Raw genomic sequence first — 19,030 nt, 5'->3', positions numbered from 1 at the left:
CAGATTTGAGTTAAAGGGAACGTAAATGATTCATATATGAAAAATAACTGATTTTATTGCTTTTATTCTTATATTAAACTTCAAAAGAGGCTTTAATGTTAATAAAAATCCTTTTAATTTCTATTTGAATTTTCAATTAATATTTTTATTATATTTAATATTATAAAATCATATAAATTTCCACATCATATGTATTAATTTTCCATTGAATTATTACATTAATTTGATTCAATTCAAAAATAGTAATAAAAAATTAATAAAAACTCTTAAATAAAATTTCTGAAAGATCTCTGATTGTAAAGAATAAAGGAGGTGAAAATGATTAGAAAACAGTTGATTATTCTATTGATTGCAGCTTTTTTTACAGTGATTCTACAGGGATCAGCTGTAGCGGCAGAAATTGATGGAGGTGAAATTAAAAATCCAGAGAACCTCACAGACAGTGAGGGGCGATTCACATTCACTGGTGTCACTGATAATAACCATGTTGTGTGGGTGGACCCACTGACAGTACCGGCTAAGTATCGAATCAACGAAACACTGAGACTGACACTGCACCCATCATCAAATGCATCATTGAGGGCCGGAGATGTAGTACTTGAGGCATCCTTCATCAATTCAACCATAACAGGAAGGCTCTACGCTGACCTGAACAGGAACAGTGTCTTTGATGATAGGGATGAGGCACTCTCCGGTGTGAGGGTGGTTGACCCTCCGGAGATAAGATTCCTGATAATCTCATGGCCAACAGAGGCTGGGCAGCTCCTTCAACCGGTTAAGAACATAATGCAGAAGCACCCTGAGATCACAGTGAAGGTCAGAAACACCGACCAGGCAAAACTGAACCTTACAGAGACCGCACAGTTAATTGAATGGGCCGACCTCATATATATCAGCAACGTCCAGACCGTCAACGGCCCAAACGGGCCCGTCCCTGACCTCCTCATGTCAATGAAGAACCAGGGAAAACTCAACGGTAAAATAATAGCAGCCTACCCCAACCCATACTACTGCTTCCCGGTTGCAAGGCTTACAAACATAAACAACACACGATTCGTGGATGCAAACGGTACTGAACTCACTGACAGCCAGCTGCAGGCCATTTTCGAGTCAGTATCAAGGGCTGTACCCCCCAAGACACCAATCATGGTTCTAAGGGAACTCCAGGCAGCCTACCCGGCCATGGCATCCTATCTGAAGTTCCAGGAATACAAGACATCAGACACAGCATCCCCAGAAAACAGGGAGGAGGGCCTCATGTACCTCATAGCCCTGGCATTCCCGGGTAGGGGATACACATTCCGCGAACCAGTTATAGTGCCAAAGTATGCCCTCTACCGCAACGGAAGACTCTACTACAACTTCACAGACTACGAGCAGTTCCTGGTTCCAGGAAGACCAACGGTGGGTATAACATCATGGATGGCCCTCACATGGGAACGCGGGGACCTCCTGATGCTCGACAGACTCATAGGTGAAATGGAATCAAGGGGTATAAATGTTATAGCCACAATAGCCCAGGGAAACCCCGTTGACGGAACACCGGTCATAAATGCCATGAGAAGCTACTTCCTGGACTCACAGAACAGGACAAGAATTCAGGGCCTCATAACACTCCAGTCATTCAAACTGGGGGGTGCAACCGCAGCGATTGCCGAGAAAATGGTCCTTGATAACAGCATCCTTGTCTTCAGACCCCTCAATGTGGCTGACACCGAGGAAACCTGGTACATTTCTGACGCAGGAATGGACTTCACCAGCATAACAAGTCAGATAGTCCTGCCTGAATTCCAGGGTCAGATCCTCACAATGGTAACAAGTTCAACCAGAAAGTCACTGGATCCATTAACAGGACTTGAGGTTGAATTCTATCAGCCCATAGATGAGAGGGTCGAAACCTTTGCAGACAGGATTGCAGCCTGGATTAAACTCAGGTACACACAGAACGCGGATAAAAGGGTTGCGCTCATCTACTACAACTACCCTCCAGGGAAACAGAACCTTGCAGGTGCAAGTTACCTCGACGGACCATCCTCAATACTTGAGATACTGGGGCTCCTGAGGGAGAACGGTTACACTGTTAGGAATGTGCCTGCGGGAGTGGATGAACTCCTAACAGAGATGATGAACCGTGGCCTCAACATTGCAAACTGGGCTCCAGGGGAACTCGAGAGACTTGCCAATGCAACCATCCTCTGGGACGTGGAGAGGTACATGGAATGGTACAGCAGGCTCCCTGAACTTGCAAGAAAGGAGATAGAGGAGGGACCATTCGGGTACATCGAAGCCCTCTTTAAATACAGCGTTAACAACCCCAGACTACTGGATACACTGGAGAGGTGGCAGAAGTCACTGATCTCAACCATAGATGACATGCAGATCAGCAGGGCATCAGAGGCCAGGAGACATGTTTTAAGGGCTTACAGCGCCCTTAAGGACATCCTAAACGGCATTAACAGGTGGAACGAGTTCTACAGTGTAAAGTCAGCGTTCCTGGCACTCAGGGTCCCTGGGCTGTGTGGATGGGGCGCTCCTCCCGGAAACATCATGACCGTTGAGAAAAACGGCAGGAAATACATGGTGATACCCGGGATGTTCTATGGAAACGTCTTTGTGGCTCCACAGCCACAGCGCGGCTGGGAGGGCGATGCAGATAAACTCTACCACAGCCAGATAGTCCCGCCACACCACCAGTACCTGGCATTCTATGCATACCTTCAGATGGAATTCTGTGCCGATGCAATGATACACCTCGGAAGACACGGAACCTATGAATGGCTCCCCAGAAAGGAATCAGCCCTCTCAGGGGCAGACTACCCTGACATATGCCTTGGAAAAGTGCCAAGCATATACATCTACATCATGGATGGTGTCGGTGAGGTCATACATGCCAAGAGGAGGGGGCTGGCTGTGAGCATAAGTCATCTGACCCCACCAATGGAGGCAACGGGAGTCTACGGTGACATCGCGGCACTCAAAACCCTGATAGACCAGTACCATGCAGCAACAGGCGACAGGTCAGAGGAGATAAAACTGATAAGGGAGAGGGCAGCCAAACTCCACCTTGAGACAGTAATGGACCTCAACATGGACCCCGATGAACTGGTTGACAGGATAGACGACTACATAAGGGAACTTGAGGGTACAATGATGCCGTTGGGCCTCTACGTCTTTGGCAGGGACTGGAATGAGAGCCAGGTTACCACAATGGTCAGATCCATGGCAACAGTACCCAGGATAACCGTCGGTAACAGCACATTCATATCAGTGATACAGGCACTTTCAGGGGTGAACAGGGGAGTGGATATGATCATAAAGGATTTCTACGGCGGAAAATCACTTCAGGCGGTCATATCTGAACTTCAGCTGGCACTTGGAAGAAATCTAACAGCCACAGAGATAACGGCCCTCAACCTGACACTCAACGATGTCCTGAACATCAGGGGTTCAGGTGCAAGGGAGAGGCAGATGCTCCTCAGGGCCCTTGGGGGAGGATACATACCACCCACAGCAGGGGGAGACCCGATCAGAAACCCATCAGCAGTCCCAACAGGGGGGAACCTGTATGGTGAGGACCCATCACTCCTTCCAACACAGGCTGCATGGATCAGGGGATCAAAACTTGCAGATGAAGCCCTTAGATCATACAATGCAACCCCTGAACAGCTGGGTGTTGTCATATGGGCCACAGAAACCCAGAACGACAAGGGAGCAACAGTGGCATTCATCCTGAGGCTCATGGGACTCGAACCTATCTATGGATATGGGGGTTCTGTCATGGGTGTGAGGGCAACACCACTGTCACAGCTCAACAGGTCAAGGGTGGATGTCCTGATGACCACGTCCGGGATATTCAGGGAGACCTTCCCGCTTCTGGGAGTGCTCCTGGACCGCGCATCAAGGGTGGCACTTGCAGCATCCTTCAACACACTGATGGCAGCTATAAATCAGGAAACAAACGATAACAGGACGAAACTCATCTCTGCACTCAACGCCTCAGTTTCAAGTATCCAGAAAGCAGGTCTCTTCATTCCTGGCAGCGACCCACTTGATAAGAACCCCATTGCAAGGCACTGGCTCTCAGACGTTAAGGCGCTCATTAAACTTGGAATGAAACCTGAGGACGCTGGAATCGCCGCAATATCCAGGCTATTTGGACCATCCCTCGGTAACTATGGCACCAGGCTCCCTGAGGCTGTTCAGCAGGACTGGACGTGGGATGAAAGGCTGGACCTTGGAAAGCTCTACATTGACAGCATGAAGTATGCGCTGAGCGAGGATGGCTGGGGAGTGGACCTTGAAGAGGTCCTGACAATGAGGCTACGGGACGTTGAGGGCGTCTACCACTCAAGGTCAACGAATCTCTATGGAGTTCTGGACGTGGACCACAACTTCGAGTTCCTCGGCGGCTTCAGGCTTGCAGTGGAGGCTGCAGGCGGCAGGATTCCAGGGATGTACATAATAAACCAGGTGAACCCATCGGCTTCCAGAATAGAGACCCTTGGACAGTTCCTCTACAGGGAGCTCCAGTCCCGCTACTACAACCCCCGATGGATACAGGCGATGATGCAGAGCGGGTATGCAGGCGCAAGGGAGATCTCAAACAACTTCGTTGCCAACCTCTGGGGATGGAATGTTATGAGTCCTGAGACGGTTTCCGAGTGGATGTGGAGGGAAACTGTGGATGTCTACCTCAAGGACAGATATGGCATTGGTGTCAGGGAATGGCTTTCAAGGGGTAAGAACAGCTATGCACTCATAAGCATGACAGGTACCATGCTCACCGCAATACACCGCGGGTACTGGAATGCTGATGATGCCACAAGGCGCCTGATAGCCACCACATGGGCAGAGGCCATCGCAGAAAATGGTGTTGCCTGCTGTGACTGCAGCTGCGGCAACATTGCAATGATGGAGTGGGCCATGCAGTACCTCAACCCTGACCTCCTTGCAAGGGTTAAGGAGAAACTGTATGCGGCCACAAAGAGCTCAGCATTCGCCCCAGCAGGTGGATCCAACCCTGATGTCCTCTCAACCCCTAACCCGGGCGAGCCAGATACAGGGTCAAGTTCAGCCGGGCGAACCCCATCATCAGATAGGCCGGATGCAAGGCCCAGTGATGCTGCAGGCGTGGATTCTGAGGTTACCAGTGCCTCCCAGGAGTCACCTGGTGCTGAGGCCGGGAAGGCCTATGAGGTGAGCAGGGCAACTGCATCACAGAGTTCAAGCACCGGAATGCCAGTCTACGCCATAATCGGTGTTATAGCGCTGGTAGCCCTTGTTGGCGTCGGATACTTCCTTGGAACTGGAAGAAACTAAAATTAATTAATTTTTTATTTTTTATTTTTTATTTTTTATTTTTTATTTTTTATTTTTTATTTTTTATTTTTTAAAGGTACTAAAAAGAGCACTACTTCTTAAAAAGTGTACTTTTTTACACTTGAAGTGTACGTCTGAGTGTGTTGTTAAGTAATAATTATGGTTCAACCCCTGAGTTCCTCAAGGATTGAACTGAACTCATCATCACCGATAACAGGTTCAGCCCCGGATGTATCAACGGGTTTCAGGGTATTGGCATAGACCATTCCCCTCGTCCTCCCTGTGAAGACGGGCTCCCGCAGTCTGAAGACCCTGAGAATCCAAACATACCCCCTTGAGCCGAGGTAGGATCGGACGTGCTCCGGGCTCCAGATATGATAATCACTGAACCTTCCAAGGCGATTTGAGGGTCTCTCAATAACATCGACAACCTCTGCAAGGTACCTGACAGCCGCCATATCACCCTGCATCTCAGGGAGCTTCCTTTCACTTACAAAGTCATGGTACTCGGCCTTGAAGGCCCCCAGAAAGTCATCCTTCAGGGCATAACTTTTTGTGGGGTAGAGGAGGAACCTCGGAGCCGACGTCCTGTACTTCCTGATAAGGATGGTCTGAATACCCTCACCCAGGGCCTCCACCACCGCATTCCATTCATTGAGACACTTGTCATCTCCATAATTTCACCTGAATAGATATTATCCTGTAAATTATAAATACCATTCATCATCTTCTGACAATTCAGCACCCATCCTGCAAATTCCTGAATAAAATTTAAGGTTCCAGGGGAACATAGAAACATTGATGAAAAGGGAACTAATCTCACTTTTTGTACTCCTCCTTGTCCTCTACCAGCTGAATGCTGCGGAAGCAGTTAATCTCACAGGCCACGTGAGGTACCTGAGCAAGGATATAGGGCCGCGGCCAGCAGGCTCCCATGCAGAGGCAGAGGCTGCAGATTACCTGGCAGCACAGTTCAGAAAATATGGACTTAAAACAGAGGTCAGGGAATTCAAATATTACTCACTGAGGTCAGATGATGTTAAAACATCCAGGAACGTGATTGGAACCATTGAGGGCCTCTCAGAGAGGGAGGTGGTGATATGCGCCGACCTTGACACCCCACGTGATACATTAACATCAACCTAAATTGAAGCAGAGTACCGCTCTGAGATTATACACAAGGTAGACGGGAACATTCTATCCGCCCTGAGGTTCAGTCTTGACTGGGGGCGGCTCTCTTACTGGTGGCTATGATTTTATCCCTTTTCCTCATACCTGAAGGAGGCACTTCTCATGATTAAAGGATTCGATGAACATTTATTCGATGTTTTGAAGCATCTGGCATCTGAGGGAGGAAAAATGTATGTTGACACTCTACAATCCAGAGGACATGAAGTTTGAGGAGTTGAGGGTCCATTATCCATTACTTTATGGTTTCATAGATTTTCATCCATTTCAAATTAACAAAGATGGTGATGAGATTAAAATAAAATTAGCAGATAATAAACTGTTTTTCACAGTTTTAGATGGGTTCAATGTTTCAATTGAGTCCAATACAAGATTAGAAACAGATATGCTCACACGAATGTTTAAATTAAAAGGTAAATTTTTTGCATATATATCCCCACATTCAGGAGATCCTGTAGATTATAGGGATTATAAAGACTTTTTAATCAAATTTGAGAATATTCTGTCATTCATAACCGAAAAACCATTTTATGCTTCATGTATTCAGGGAAAAAGTAGTGATGGAGAATGGAATAACATCGGAACTCATGTGACCCCAGGTAAAGTTATGTCAAGTGGACCTGAAAGTTTTAGAATTAAATTTTCTGATATAAAAAGTGAGTTTCATGATATACTTTCAAATGCCATTGATTCATCCTTTCAGCATGTCTTGGGATTCTACGTGGATCACCTTTATAATACACGTAAGTCGCTTGAAGAAGAGTTTTTGAGCTATGTTAATGGACTGGAGGCTTATCATAAGATCTATTTTAATGGTGAAGTTAGTCTGAGGACCCGGTTAAAGGAATTGAAGGATTATAGCGACATGAACATCACACCAAGGGAACTGGACAGAATTGTTAAGATTAGGAACTATCTTTCTCATGGTAGGATAGAACACGATCATAATAATGAATTAAATTACCTACAAACTGATTTTGAACTTCCTTATAAAATCAGAACCTTTCTTAAACGATGTCTCCTGAAAAAATTGGATTTCAGGAACGATGAAATAGAGGCCTTATGGAGTATATGATAAAATGTAGACCTTATGGGTCTATAGATCTAGATTAATTATAAAAGGTAGGCTCACTATCATGTTCTTCGTAATATGGAAATATAACGCAATAATCCATTCGTTTTGCACCCATAGTTTCAACCTTTAACCTGTTCTATTAAACTTTAAATCATAAAAAATTGGAAATTTTTAAATATATAAACAAATTATATTTAATATGCAGGACCAGTTGATTCATGCTGTTTCAGCATGATGGGGGATCACAGCCTTGAATATTCTGGATAACAAAAAGGGGGTGATTGTATGGATGATGACTGCTGCAGGGGAGTTCTGGGGTGTGTGTTTGGCCTACTTCTGCTTTATTTCATACTCAGCATACTCGCATAAGTAACCCTATGATAACTCTGGAGGCGTATCATGGTGGATTTCAAATTTTATGGTGGAGTTGATGAGATCGGTGGTAACAGGATAGAGGTATCCTGCAACGGTGATGGGATATTCCTTGACTTCGGGATGAGGTTCAACATTGAGAAACTCTACTTTGATGAGTTCCTGCAGCCAAGGAGCTTCAATGGTCTCGGTGACCTCATGGAGCTTGGGGCCCTCCCAAGGATAAGGGGGGTTTACCGTGAGGACCAGATGAGGTACCTTGGAATGAAGTTTGAGGAGGAGCCGGCGGTATCAGGGGTGCTTCTGAGCCACCCCCACCTTGACCATGCAGGATGCCTCAAGTACATACGCCACGATATACCATTCTATATGACGGAGGAGAGCTTTCTAGTCCTTAAGGCCATAGAAGAAACTTCAAATGGGAACCATGATCTCATTCAATACAACCCAAGGTTTCATTTCGTAGAAAAAAAGCGAAAATTAGGGAACACATCACATAAAAGAGACGATGATACCAGATTAAACAGGCCCATAAATCTTCTTAAACCCTATAAAACTCAGTACACGAGTGAATTTAGCATTACACCAGCACCAGTTGACCATTCGGTCCCAGGCTCCTGCGCGTACCTGATAGAATCAGAGGAGGCAATAGTATACACTGGGGACATCAGATTTAAGGGTCGAAGGGATCATGAATCCAGAAAATTCGTTAAAAAGGCAAGGAAGTTTTCCCCAAACATCCTCATAACAGAGGGGACAAGGATAGACCAGGATAATAGTACCTTCGAGGAGGATATTGAGAGGAGAACAGCAGCTATAGCTGCACACCACAGGGGACTTGTCATTGTCAATTACCCCATAAGAGACCTCGACAGGTTCCTGACATTTTATCTGGCCGCCAGGAACTCTGATAGAACACTTGCAGTGAGCCTGAAACAGGCCTACATCATTAAACTGTTTGAGGACATGGGCTACCTGTCTCTCAGGGATCTTGCGGTGTACCTTCCAAGGAGAGGGTGGGGACTTATCGGCGAAGATGCGTATGTCTGCTTTGATGGTGAATGGATACCTGCAGCTGAACTTCCTGAGGAATACATCGTTCAGGATTACAGGGGATGGGAAAGGCAATTCCTTGAAGCGGACAACATCATAACCTACAGGGACCTCCAGGAGGAACCCGGGGAGTACCTCTTCCAGTGCGACTACTTTGACTTCAAGGAGTTCATAGACATCAAACCCGAGGGCGCGGCCTACATCAAGTCCAAGACTGAACCCTTCAATGAGGAGATGGAGATCGATGCAGAGAGGGAGAGCAACTGGCTCAGGCACTTTGGCATAGCACAGTACAGGAGGTTCCACTCCTCAGGTCATGCAGGGAGATCTGACCTTGTGGAGATGATACTCGACGTGGAACCGGAGGCCATATACCCCATTCACACCAGGAACAGGGAGGAGTTCATGATGTTTAAGGAGGAGGGTATTAGGGTTCTTGATCCCGTAATGAAAAAATAGTGGATGATCTTCATATGAGGTTAGAGCCTCTAAAAAATGAGGGGAAAGGTTAATCCTAAAAAAGTCAATTTTAAAGTCTCCTTATATTCCCCTTTTTATTTCCTGATGCTGTGTTCTTTGCAAGGGTTGAACGCTTGCCTGAGGAGTATATGCCGTAGTAACTGTTGTATGAAGCCCGGTTGTATGCTATGACTGCCCTGTATGAGGCTGAGTTTATACCTGAACCCTTATTTCTGTTTGCAGTGTTGTAGTATATCTTTGCATAGCCTCCCCTTGCAGTTATGCCGTCGCCACCATTGTACTGCAGGGTGTTACGGTAGATGGTTACAGATGAGCCCCCAACGTATATGCCGTAGCCCCTGTTGCTGCCTATGGTGGATGAATAGATAACTGAACCGGCACCGGCGACATAAACACCATACCTGTTACCTGTCACCGTGCTCTCCTCCACACCTGTTGTTCCCCTGGCGTTTACACCGCAGTTTCTGTTTCCAGAGACCCTGGTCAGGATTATCCTGGAATTTGTTGCGGTGTATACCCCGTCGGTGTTCCTGAGGGATGTGCAGTTGTATACGATTGAGTTCTTACCATAGACAGCTATTCCTGCGGCAGCATTGTCTGTTGCGTTCACGGATCTCACGATTGTATCTGCACCGTTTACCTGGACACCGTTCTGATGGTTTGAACTGCTGTTCCCTGATACGATGTAGCTGCGGGCACCTGTAAGGTATATGCCGTTTTTGAGGTTTTCCAGTGCTTCGAAGTATGCCACCGTGGTGTTGTATCCTGAAGCGTAGATCCCATGTAGCCTGTTGAGTTTCACTGTGACGTCAAATATCCTTGCATTGATCCCTGTTGAGTTGATACCGCTGAGGGTGTTGTTGGTGGAGTTCCTCACATATGAAAGGTAAAGGTCCTTACCTGCGGAGTAAATACCGTTGAGACCATTATTCTTAACCTCAACGAACCATATGTATGCGTTATCACCGAGGCTTGAGATCCCGTTTTTGGAATTTAAGGAGACGTCCAGTATTATCTGCATGCTTGAATTCTGTCCAGCTGAGAGTATACCGTTCTCGCCATTGTAGGATGCGCTGGTTATATAGAAGAAGCTAGCATTGCTTCCTCTGGAATATATTCCATTTTTTCTGTTGAAACTTGCATCCACATACCTGAATGAGGCATTTGGACCTGTGGAGTAAACCCCATTTTCACCGTTGTAATATGAGTATGAACTGATAACAGAGCAGCCGGGGCCAGCCACATGTATGCCGTTGCGGGTGTTGTTCTGTGCATAGGATCCCTGCACAGTGGATCCGTTTCCTGAAACATAGATACCGTCGGCACCTGAGTACTTGACGGTATTCTGGGTTATATTTGCCCATCCGCCTGTCGAATGGATTCCCGTGAGGTTGTTACGGAGCACCGTGTTGTTGGTGATCCTTGTACCATTACCTGAGGAATTTATACCGTGCCCTGAGTTGAAGGATATGCTGTTGCCTGCTATTGAAACATCGGATGCATTTGAGCTTATCCCATCCCCCTTTGAGAGGTAGATGGTGTTACCGCTGGCCACACAGTCATTCCCCCTTATTAAAATTCCGCTTCCGTTGCTGTTCGTTATGGTGTTACCTGTGATTGTTGCGTTTTTCCCGGTCACAAGGATACCATGTGATGCTGAAGCGTTTATGAGACTGTTGCTTATGGTTACATTATCACCCCTCACGGTAAGTGATGTGGGGGAGCTGAATATCCCTGAACCATTGACTGCACACGAGTTGCCGTTTACAACCAGTGTGCCTGTGATGTTTGTCCTGTTAAGGAAGCTTTTGTTACCGTTTAACTCAATGGATCCATTAACACTGAAACCGGTTATGTTTGCTGAGGAACTTACGTCAATGAACCCGTTGAGCTGCACAATGCCAGATGCCACCAGGTTAATGGCCCTGTTAATGAGGATGTTAACGTTTTCATATATTCCCTCAAGAAATATGATGGTATCTCCATCCTGGAGGGTGTAATCTGTGCCGTTGAGGGTGAAGTTCTCTGAGACGCCGGTGGCTGTGAATATCTGCAGGTAGGTTGTGTTATCCACGGTGTAATCTGCACCGCAGCTGCAGCCTGTCATTATGAATGATATGAGGAGAATAAGGGGTAGTGTTCTTAGTTTTTTAATAATTAAACCTCCTTTATCATCTGTGAATGTATATTATCTTGGATCCTGAATATAAATTTTCAGAATCCAGTATTAACTAAAAAAGAGATTTGTGCGGAACTCAGGCTGTGGCCTGAAGTTCCTGGTAGGTCTGTTTCACCTGCCTGTAGGTCCATTTGTATTTCCAAGTGTATCTCCACTTACCGCCTCTCTTGTACCATTTTTTGTACCATTTCTTGACCTTAACATTTGATATCCTGACCTTGTTGACCAGTTTTGCGGGCGTGTTTTTGATTATGCCCATCATTGTCGTGTTTGTGCTGTTTTTGAAGTATTTCAGGATCGTGTTTCCTGTTAGGGCGATTGTTCCGTTGTAGAGTGTGATGTTGCCGTTGCCTATCTGGTAGTATGTGCCGTTTTCGAGTTCTATGATTGGTGTCTGGTTGAATATCAGTTTAGGGTATGTTCTGTTGGTGATGTTTCCTGTTAGGGCGTGGTTTATTATGCCGTATTTCACGGTGCCGTTTTTGATTATCATGTACTTTATGTTGAGTGTCCTGTTGAGGACAATTGGGGCTGTGTACCGTGTACTATTAACTGTCGGGATGGAACCATCAATGGTGTAGTAAACACCTTCGGCGGGTGCTGAGGTTACGACAAAATCCCCGGAACCCCCTCTTGGCAGTTCTCCAACACTTATATCATCGGTTGCAGCTGCCTGTCCCATTCCAGCAATAACCATTGCGACAAAGACAGCCATAATTAAACCAGCTGTTCTTTTCATACCAAACCTCCCTTTTAGTATGTAGTACATTCGGATACATTAATCATAAATTATATATAAAATTTTTTATTTAATCATAATTAGAAACTATTAAATACTAAAATAAAATCAAGTTTAAATATTATAAAATTAATTTGAATTAATCTATATTTAAACCTAACACATTTTGGCAATAACCTGTGCCTCTGCAAACTTCACTGAGCTGGTGAAAATCAGAAGACCTCATCTAAGCTTTCATAAATCAAAACATCATTCAGTTATAGAATGCTAAAAGAGATCGATATTTATTTTAAAACCACAATATGAAGCATATAAGCTCCAAATCATCCAGTTTAAGATTTTTTTTACATATAAAAAAAGGAAAGTGGGCGGTTAAAGTTTGAAAGCTAGATTGGCTGGAGTTCCCTGTAAATCCTCTTTACCCATCTGTAGGTCCAGTAGTATCTCCACTTACCGCCTCTTCTGTACATTTCTTAACCTTGACCTTGATCCATTTGGCCTTTTTGACAGCTATTGCAGGTGTGTTTTTGATTATGCCCATCATTGTCGTGTTTGTGCTGTTTTTGAAGTATTTCAGGATCGTGTTTCCTGTCAGGGCGATTGGTCCGCTGTAGAGTGTCATGTTGCCGTTTTTGATCCTGTAGTATGTGCCGTTTTCGAGTTCTATGATGGGTGTCTGGTTGAATATCAGTTTGGGGTATGTCCTGTTGGTGATGTTTCCTGTTAGGGCGTGGTTTATTATGCCGTATTTCACGGTGCCGTTTTTGATTATCATGTACTTTATGTTCATTGTCCTGTTGAGGACAATTGGGGCTGTGTACCTTGTACTTTTTACAGTGGGCATGGCACCGTTGATGGTGTAGTAAACACCATCATCTATAGTTGTATTTCCAGCCACAGCAACTTTTAAGGGTGCATTAGCAGCTGCAGCACAACCCGTTCCAGCCAGGACAGCCACAGCAAAAAGAACCATGACGACGCCAGCATTCATTTTCATGAAAAAACCTCCTTCTATATTCTAGTATCTAATGAGAATTTCACCCCTTCTTCAGAACATCATGGGGCTTGAGTACGCTAACACCGGTTGCCTCACCCACAACCTCTATCTGTATAATCCAGTTGGGATCCTCGGACTCCTTGATTGGAAATCTCTCCATTAAAAAATCTGAAACTGCTTCAACGACCTCCTCTGGAGACTTTATGTACCTCCTCCCCCTGAGGTCACAGATGACCCTGAAACTCTCCCCTGCCTTAACCTTCTCAGATACGAGGCTAGCAACCCTTTCGATTATACTGTCCAGCCTTGTTCTCACAACAGCCTCAACAGGGACGACCTTGGATATTACAGTGGTTGGAGAATTTCTGATTATATTAACAGCCTCAAATGGGTCCATATCAAGATCAAATTTCAGGACATTTGGAAAATCAGAATCCCTGACCCTGAGTTCGCCTTCGTACCTTGAAAGCGCCATCTCGATCTCTTCAATGCCAACTATCTCCTCACCTGCAGGGCCACCCTTCTGACCGCTGAGGGTCACGATGAGGTTGAAACTTTCAGGAACCTTCAAGAAATCACACCCCCTATCATACTATGTTGGGGGATATATAAGTCATTATCCATGTAGCTATGATTAAGGGGTCATGTATCAGAGATTTTAGCCCCCCATTTTGCCCTTCTGCAACTCCATTTAAATCTAGGGTTCAAGGTCATATATCAGAAATCCCAGTATGAATCCAAATATTCCAAATGCAACAAAACCTTCAAGGGCTGACCTCAGAACGTCCCAGTCCACAGCCATCCTCCCGATCATCCCCCATATAAAGAGGACGGCTGAGCCAAGCACCGCCAGTATCACCGCAATCCTGATTGAGTATCTGATCCTTTCAATCAAGGGGTTCACCTACCCAAGTTTTTCATGGACCCTCCTGAGTTCAGAGGGTATATCGATCATCTGGGGGCAGGGCATGCAGGAGCCGCATTCTGAACAGTTTGATGCCCGCTCCATGGCATCCATGATTTTCCTGTACTCAGTTTCCACTCCCCCAGTGCTCATGAACCGGTATACGTCATTCAGAAGCCTGAAGTTGCGGGGTATGTCAACACCCTCAGGGCAGGGCATGCAGTATCCGCATTCTGAACAGGGGATACTCTTCCTCATGCGGTAGGCCCTTTTAACTTCCCTCAAAATTTCGTAGTCGTCTTCTGTGAGCTCCTGTGAGTTCAATGCAATTTCAACATTTTCCCTGATCTCGGATACACTGCCCATACCGCTTAGAACCACGTCAACATCATCCATATCCCATAGATACTTAAGACACCACTCCACAGGCTTTCGGGGAGTCCTGGCCATTTCATATATCTCCTGAACCTCCTGTGGGATGTTACGTACAAGTGAGCCTCCCCTCAGCGGCTCCATTATCACATTACCGGCACCAAGCCCACGGGCATATGCAAGGGTGGCGGAGTTTGCCTGGTGGTCATCCACTATATTGTGCTGGACCTGAATGACATCCCAGGTGTATGAGTCGGCTATCTCAAAGAATACATCGGCTGTATCATGGAATGAGAATCCAACATAGATTCCATCATCCCTGAGTGAGTCAAGAAAATCAAGGACCCCCATATCCTTGAGGACCAGCCAGGAATCCTTTTTGAGGTTGTGAAGGAGGTATATATCAATTTTGCCTCTGAGGCGCTTCATCTGCTCCTCAAAATACATATACATGTCCTCTCTTCTGTTAACGAGCCAGGTGGGAAGCTTGGTTGCCACTATCGCATCGTCCCTGTAGTCATCATTTTCTGAGAGAAATTCCCCAACGAAGACCTCGCTTTCACCGCCATGGTAGGTGTAACCGGTGTCAATGTAGTTTATGCCGCTCTCAAGGGCAAACTCCATAATTTTCGCTGCAGATCCTCTCTCAAGTTTCCCGTTCACCTCAGGGAACCGCATGACCCCAATCCCCAGTATCGAAGCAGATATGCCCGTTGAACCGAGTTTTCGCCGGATCATCATTTTCACCTCAGGGATTTCTGTGTACCAGGCAGACGTCAATCCAGGAACATTCACCGCATATCTCAGTTAATTCAGGGGAATCTATGAGTGGGGAGATTAGGGCATCGATTTCTGTGGATGTCAGTTCATCCCCGCTCTTTATACCCAGTAAATCCATGAGCATCTGATCCATGAGCCTCAAGGTGTCTCCGGCCCTCAGGCAGGCGGATTCATCAAGGAATGGACATGCGGCACAGATATCATCTGGAAAATCAACAATCGTCATGGGCTTCTTGGGATTATCATGGATCCACTTGAGGATCCTCTTCATATTATCAACGAATTCCATGCTGTAGCCATATCCCTGAAACCCCCTCATACAGAGGAGGTGATGTGCCCTGATTATCAGCTCAGGGCAGCCTCCATCCAGGGAATTTATGGACGTCAACCTCTTCACCGTAGGGCTCCTTTGGTGTTATGGCCCTTGTAAGTGCCGCAGCCCCTGTTATCTTAAGCAGATCGCCGGGTATGAACGGTAAAAGCCCCATGACAAGAAGTTCCCATGCTGATGGCATTTGCCCTGTTGTCTGCAGGGTCCAGAGGCCCAGAACAAGAAGTCCGGGGATGTAGATAAGGCCAAAGTTTGCAACAAGCATCAGGGCCATCATTGGAGTGAACTTCCTTGATCTAATGTGTCTGTCAACGAAGTGGCCCAGCAGCAGCGCTGCAAGGACGAATCCAATGAGATATCCTCCTGTTGCACCCATCAGCACAGAGGCCCCACCGGTCATACCTGCAAACCAGGGCACCCCTGCGGCACCAATGAGGACGTATATGACCTGGCTCAGCCCACCCCAGTACCTTCCAAGGACAACACCTGACATGAGGACTGCCAGTGTCTGGGCTGTGATGGGTACCGGGGTCCATGGTAGCGGAATCACAACCTGGGCCATTATACCTGTTACACAGGCCATGAAAAATGCCATAACTGTCTTGCTGATCCATGTCTGATTGTGTCTCCATCTGAACAGACTGTAACGCATCCTGTAGTATCCTTCAAGGTCAATGTTCATATCATAACCTCCATGGAGTGAGAATAATTGGAATCCCTTAGATAGTTGGGTGTAGGATGATAAAAAAGTTTTGTTGTGGAGGTTTCCCTGGGGTCCTGGTGTGATGTGTTGATGGAAGATGGTCTGGTATACTACTCTTCCAGCTCCTGAACTCTCCTCACATATTCACCTATCCGGAATTTCCGTTCAAGTCCACGGTCATTCATGTACCTGACCTTTCCGAATATCTCCCTTTCGGCCCAGGCCCGGTCATGTTTACCGAAACACCAGGCAACCCCTGTGAAGCCATTGGGGTCCCTGCCATCTATCTCATACTTATCATTGAGGTAAAGTGCTATGTCGTAGGCCCTTTCAGGGTGATCGGTCCATTCCAGGATTTTTTTACCCCAGTACATCCTCATGTAACCGTGCATCTTCCCGGTGATAACCATCTCCTTCTGGGCGGCGTTCCAGTAGGGGTCATGGGTTCTGGCCTCCTCAAATTCCCTGAGGGTGTACTCGTATTCCCTGGGGTCTCCTGCATGCTCCATGAGGGTGTTAAGGGCCCACCCGGGAAGGCAACTTATGCTGCTGTAATTTTCACTGTAGTGCACGAAGTTCATGCTGAGTTCCCTTCTCACAATGAGTTCCTCAAGGAATTCAGGGCATTCACCTACCTTTGAGGCTTTCAGGGCAAGGTAAAGCGGTGATATATGTCCGAAGTGAAGGTACGGGCTCATATTTGATAGGCAGTTCTTCACAGGGTCATTCCTGTACTTCTCAAAGCATGAAAGTTTCTCTGAAATAAACTCATCAAATAGCCTTATCGCCTCAGAGGTCCCGCCCCTGAAGATGGAGGGCTCCAGTTTCGCAGGGGCACTGAATTTTGCGGTGACACCATTAAGATCAGGGCCAGGGTCAAGGTCAAGGGAATCCAAAGCCAGTCTTCGCTCCTGGAGGGGGACCATGAACCTTTCAAGCTCCCCTGTTATCTTTGGCCTGAAGGTGCCTGCAGAATATTCCTCCTTGGGGGAGGCTGTTTCAACAGGTACTATAACGTTGCTTTCAACCTGCATCAGGGGGATGTGGAGTGATTCAGCGACTTCATCCACCCATTCCCTCTGAATGTCAAGGTATCCCCTGTCCACCACCACTGCAGATGCCTCATCAGCGTACTTAATAACAGCTGAGGGGGGTCTTTCATTTTCAACCACGAGCCTCACACCCCTCTTAAGGAGAGCATCCCCAACATCCCTTAAGCCCTCTATGAGGAATCTGTAGTGGCGGGAGTTGGCATTGGGGAATTCATCTGTGAGTCCAAATATGACAATCAGCTGTTTATGGAGGCTGTTGGCAGTTTCAATTGCATACTCAAGGGCATGATTCCAGTGTGCCCTCACCGAGGCCTGCATCCAGTAGATGACATACTTACCATCCCTAGCTGGTTTTTCAGTGTTGAGGCTCCTTATTCTTTCGGCATGTATCATCACCACCACCTCAAACGATGAGGGTTACAGGCACAAGTTCACGGGGGTATGGTTCAAAGATGGTCTGGCCCTCGAGGTACTCATCCCCGAACCTCACGACCCATGACCTCAGTATGCTGAGGGGCACAAGAAGCGGCATAATTCCCTTACGGTACCCCCCAACTGATTCGAGGAAATAACTCTTCTCCCTCCCATTTAACTCTGATGAGAAGTGGCCGAAGGCATGCAGGAGGCTGTTTATGATTCTTTCAGGTTTCAGAGGATCTTTTATAACGCTGCAGAGGGTTTCAGAGTATCTCCTGAGGGTGTCATCATGATCCTTCTGATCTGCTATTATCCTCCCGAGTGTTCTCTGCCCCTCTGGACTGTAGGACATTAGGAGCAGCTTGTTTGATGTGTGGAACTCTATGAGGTCACCCAGGTCTCTCACTGCACGGAAGTCCCTCACCAGGTAGAGCTTTATGAGGAAATCCTCCCTTATCTGCAGGTTCCTGAGGCGCCCCTCATCCTCAAGGGGAAGGTGGGGGAACCTTTCCATCACAGCCCTTCCAAAGAACCCCACCCCATGGCTGCCGGGTCTTCTACCACCGCCCATGTAGACCTTAACGTTCCTTATACCGCATGAGGGGGACTTGTTCTTTAATATGAACCCATCGACTCTGTCCAGGGAATCCAGGAAGGAGTTTATGAATGAATTCATCTCCTCTGTCAGATCTCTGCCGGTTTCGGGTTGAAAAAGTCTGAATTCGCCGTTATCCATGGTTATATGTATTGGAGGTCTTGGAACACCCAGACCCATCTCAACCTCGGGGCAGACTGTGATGAAATCCGCGTAATCAGAGAACTGCCTCACAAAGGGGCTGGATATCATTGAGCCGTCATATCGGCAGTGATCATGTTCGATGCAGCGGCTGAGTACAACGAGGGGTCTTCTGAATTTTCTCATAAGTATATTATAGGGCGAGAGATAAATAAGACTTGCCCGGCAGATTTAGGTGTTATAGATCATGCTGTGGTGAGAGATAAATAAGACTTGCCCGGCAGATTTAGGTGTTATAGATCATGCTGTGGTGAGAGATAAATAAGACTTGCC

The 19,030-nt window shown here is 46.5% G+C and carries 14 protein-coding genes and 1 pseudogene; 4 read left to right on the top strand and 11 right to left on the bottom strand.

The window, feature by feature from the left end; translation table 11 throughout:
• The first annotated feature begins 345 nt into the window (after window positions 1-345).
• Entirely contained in the window at window positions 346-5,319 is a 4,974-nt protein-coding gene (locus QFX39_RS01640) for a cobaltochelatase subunit CobN (RefSeq protein ID WP_300476807.1), read from the top strand.
• Window positions 5,320-5,483: 164 nt separating this feature from the next.
• On the opposite strand, the pseudogene QFX39_RS01635 reads toward QFX39_RS01640, so the two are convergent.
• Window positions 5,484-5,969: pseudogene (locus QFX39_RS01635) on the bottom strand (DUF1802 family protein); the annotation flags it as partial.
• A 151-nt stretch (window positions 5,970-6,120) separates the two neighbouring features.
• Between QFX39_RS01635 and QFX39_RS01630 the strand changes: the two are divergent.
• The 3 genes from QFX39_RS01630 to QFX39_RS01620 all read left to right on the top strand — a co-directional run bounded on the left by QFX39_RS01630 (window position 6,121) and on the right by QFX39_RS01620 (window position 9,466).
• A complete protein-coding gene (locus tag QFX39_RS01630; RefSeq protein WP_300476806.1) occupies window positions 6,121-6,465 on the top strand; it encodes a hypothetical protein in 345 nt (114 codons plus the stop codon).
• A 244-nt stretch (window positions 6,466-6,709) separates the two neighbouring features.
• Window positions 6,710-7,582, top strand: a complete 873-nt coding sequence (locus QFX39_RS01625; protein ID WP_367185373.1) for a hypothetical protein — start codon at window positions 6,710-6,712, stop codon at window positions 7,580-7,582.
• 399 nt (window positions 7,583-7,981) lie between these two features.
• Window positions 7,982-9,466: an MBL fold metallo-hydrolase RNA specificity domain-containing protein gene (locus QFX39_RS01620; RefSeq protein ID WP_300476803.1), complete on the top strand. Its 1,485-nt coding sequence runs from the start codon at window positions 7,982-7,984 to the stop codon at window positions 9,464-9,466.
• A gap of 70 nt (window positions 9,467-9,536) precedes the next feature.
• Here QFX39_RS01620 and QFX39_RS01615 read toward each other — a convergent pair whose 3' ends face one another.
• The 10 genes from QFX39_RS01615 to QFX39_RS01570 all read right to left on the bottom strand — a co-directional run bounded on the left by QFX39_RS01615 (window position 9,537) and on the right by QFX39_RS01570 (window position 18,883).
• Complete coding sequence (locus QFX39_RS01615; protein ID WP_300476800.1) at window positions 9,537-11,594, bottom strand: right-handed parallel beta-helix repeat-containing protein; 2,058 nt, start codon at window positions 11,592-11,594, stop codon at window positions 9,537-9,539.
• 148 nt (window positions 11,595-11,742) lie between these two features.
• On the bottom strand, window positions 11,743-12,405 hold the full coding sequence (locus tag QFX39_RS01610; RefSeq protein ID WP_300476798.1) for a chitobiase/beta-hexosaminidase C-terminal domain-containing protein: 663 nt from the start codon (window positions 12,403-12,405) through the stop codon (window positions 11,743-11,745).
• Window positions 12,406-12,823: 418 nt separating this feature from the next.
• On the bottom strand, window positions 12,824-13,402 hold the full coding sequence (locus QFX39_RS01605; RefSeq protein ID WP_300476796.1) for a chitobiase/beta-hexosaminidase C-terminal domain-containing protein: 579 nt from the start codon (window positions 13,400-13,402) through the stop codon (window positions 12,824-12,826).
• 40 nt (window positions 13,403-13,442) lie between these two features.
• Window positions 13,443-13,973, bottom strand: coding sequence for a THUMP domain-containing protein (locus tag QFX39_RS01600; protein WP_300476794.1), 531 nt, complete (start codon window positions 13,971-13,973; stop codon window positions 13,443-13,445).
• 126 nt (window positions 13,974-14,099) lie between these two features.
• The gene (locus tag QFX39_RS01595) at window positions 14,100-14,306 is read right to left on the bottom strand and encodes a hypothetical protein (RefSeq protein ID WP_300476792.1); all 207 of its coding nucleotides are present in this window, start codon (window positions 14,304-14,306) and stop codon (window positions 14,100-14,102) included.
• On the bottom strand, window positions 14,307-15,416 hold the full coding sequence (locus QFX39_RS01590) for an aldo/keto reductase (RefSeq protein WP_300476790.1): 1,110 nt from the start codon (window positions 15,414-15,416) through the stop codon (window positions 14,307-14,309).
• Window positions 15,417-15,426: 10 nt separating this feature from the next.
• On the bottom strand, window positions 15,427-15,855 hold the full coding sequence (locus QFX39_RS01585; RefSeq protein ID WP_300476787.1) for a DUF1284 domain-containing protein: 429 nt from the start codon (window positions 15,853-15,855) through the stop codon (window positions 15,427-15,429).
• Complete coding sequence (locus QFX39_RS01580) at window positions 15,809-16,471, bottom strand: biotin transporter BioY (protein WP_300476784.1); 663 nt, start codon at window positions 16,469-16,471, stop codon at window positions 15,809-15,811. Before QFX39_RS01580 ends, QFX39_RS01585 begins: the two co-directional genes overlap by 47 nt.
• A 131-nt stretch (window positions 16,472-16,602) precedes the next feature.
• Window positions 16,603-17,937 (bottom strand): deoxyribodipyrimidine photo-lyase, encoded by a 1,335-nt coding sequence (gene phrB / locus QFX39_RS01575; protein ID WP_300476781.1) that lies wholly within the window; start codon window positions 17,935-17,937, stop codon window positions 16,603-16,605.
• 10 nt (window positions 17,938-17,947) lie between these two features.
• Window positions 17,948-18,883 carry a DUF523 and DUF1722 domain-containing protein gene (locus tag QFX39_RS01570; RefSeq protein ID WP_300476778.1) on the bottom strand — a complete coding sequence of 312 codons (936 nt, stop codon included), beginning with the start codon at window positions 18,881-18,883 and terminating at the stop codon, window positions 17,948-17,950.
• Between the last annotated feature and the right edge of the window lie 147 nt (window positions 18,884-19,030).

The sequence above is a fragment of the Methanothermobacter sp. genome (genome assembly GCF_030055425.1).
GTDB lineage: Archaea > Methanobacteriota > Methanobacteria > Methanobacteriales > Methanothermobacteraceae > Methanothermobacter.
Note: the sequence above shows the minus strand (reverse complement) of the source record. Positions and strands in the feature narration are given on the sequence as shown.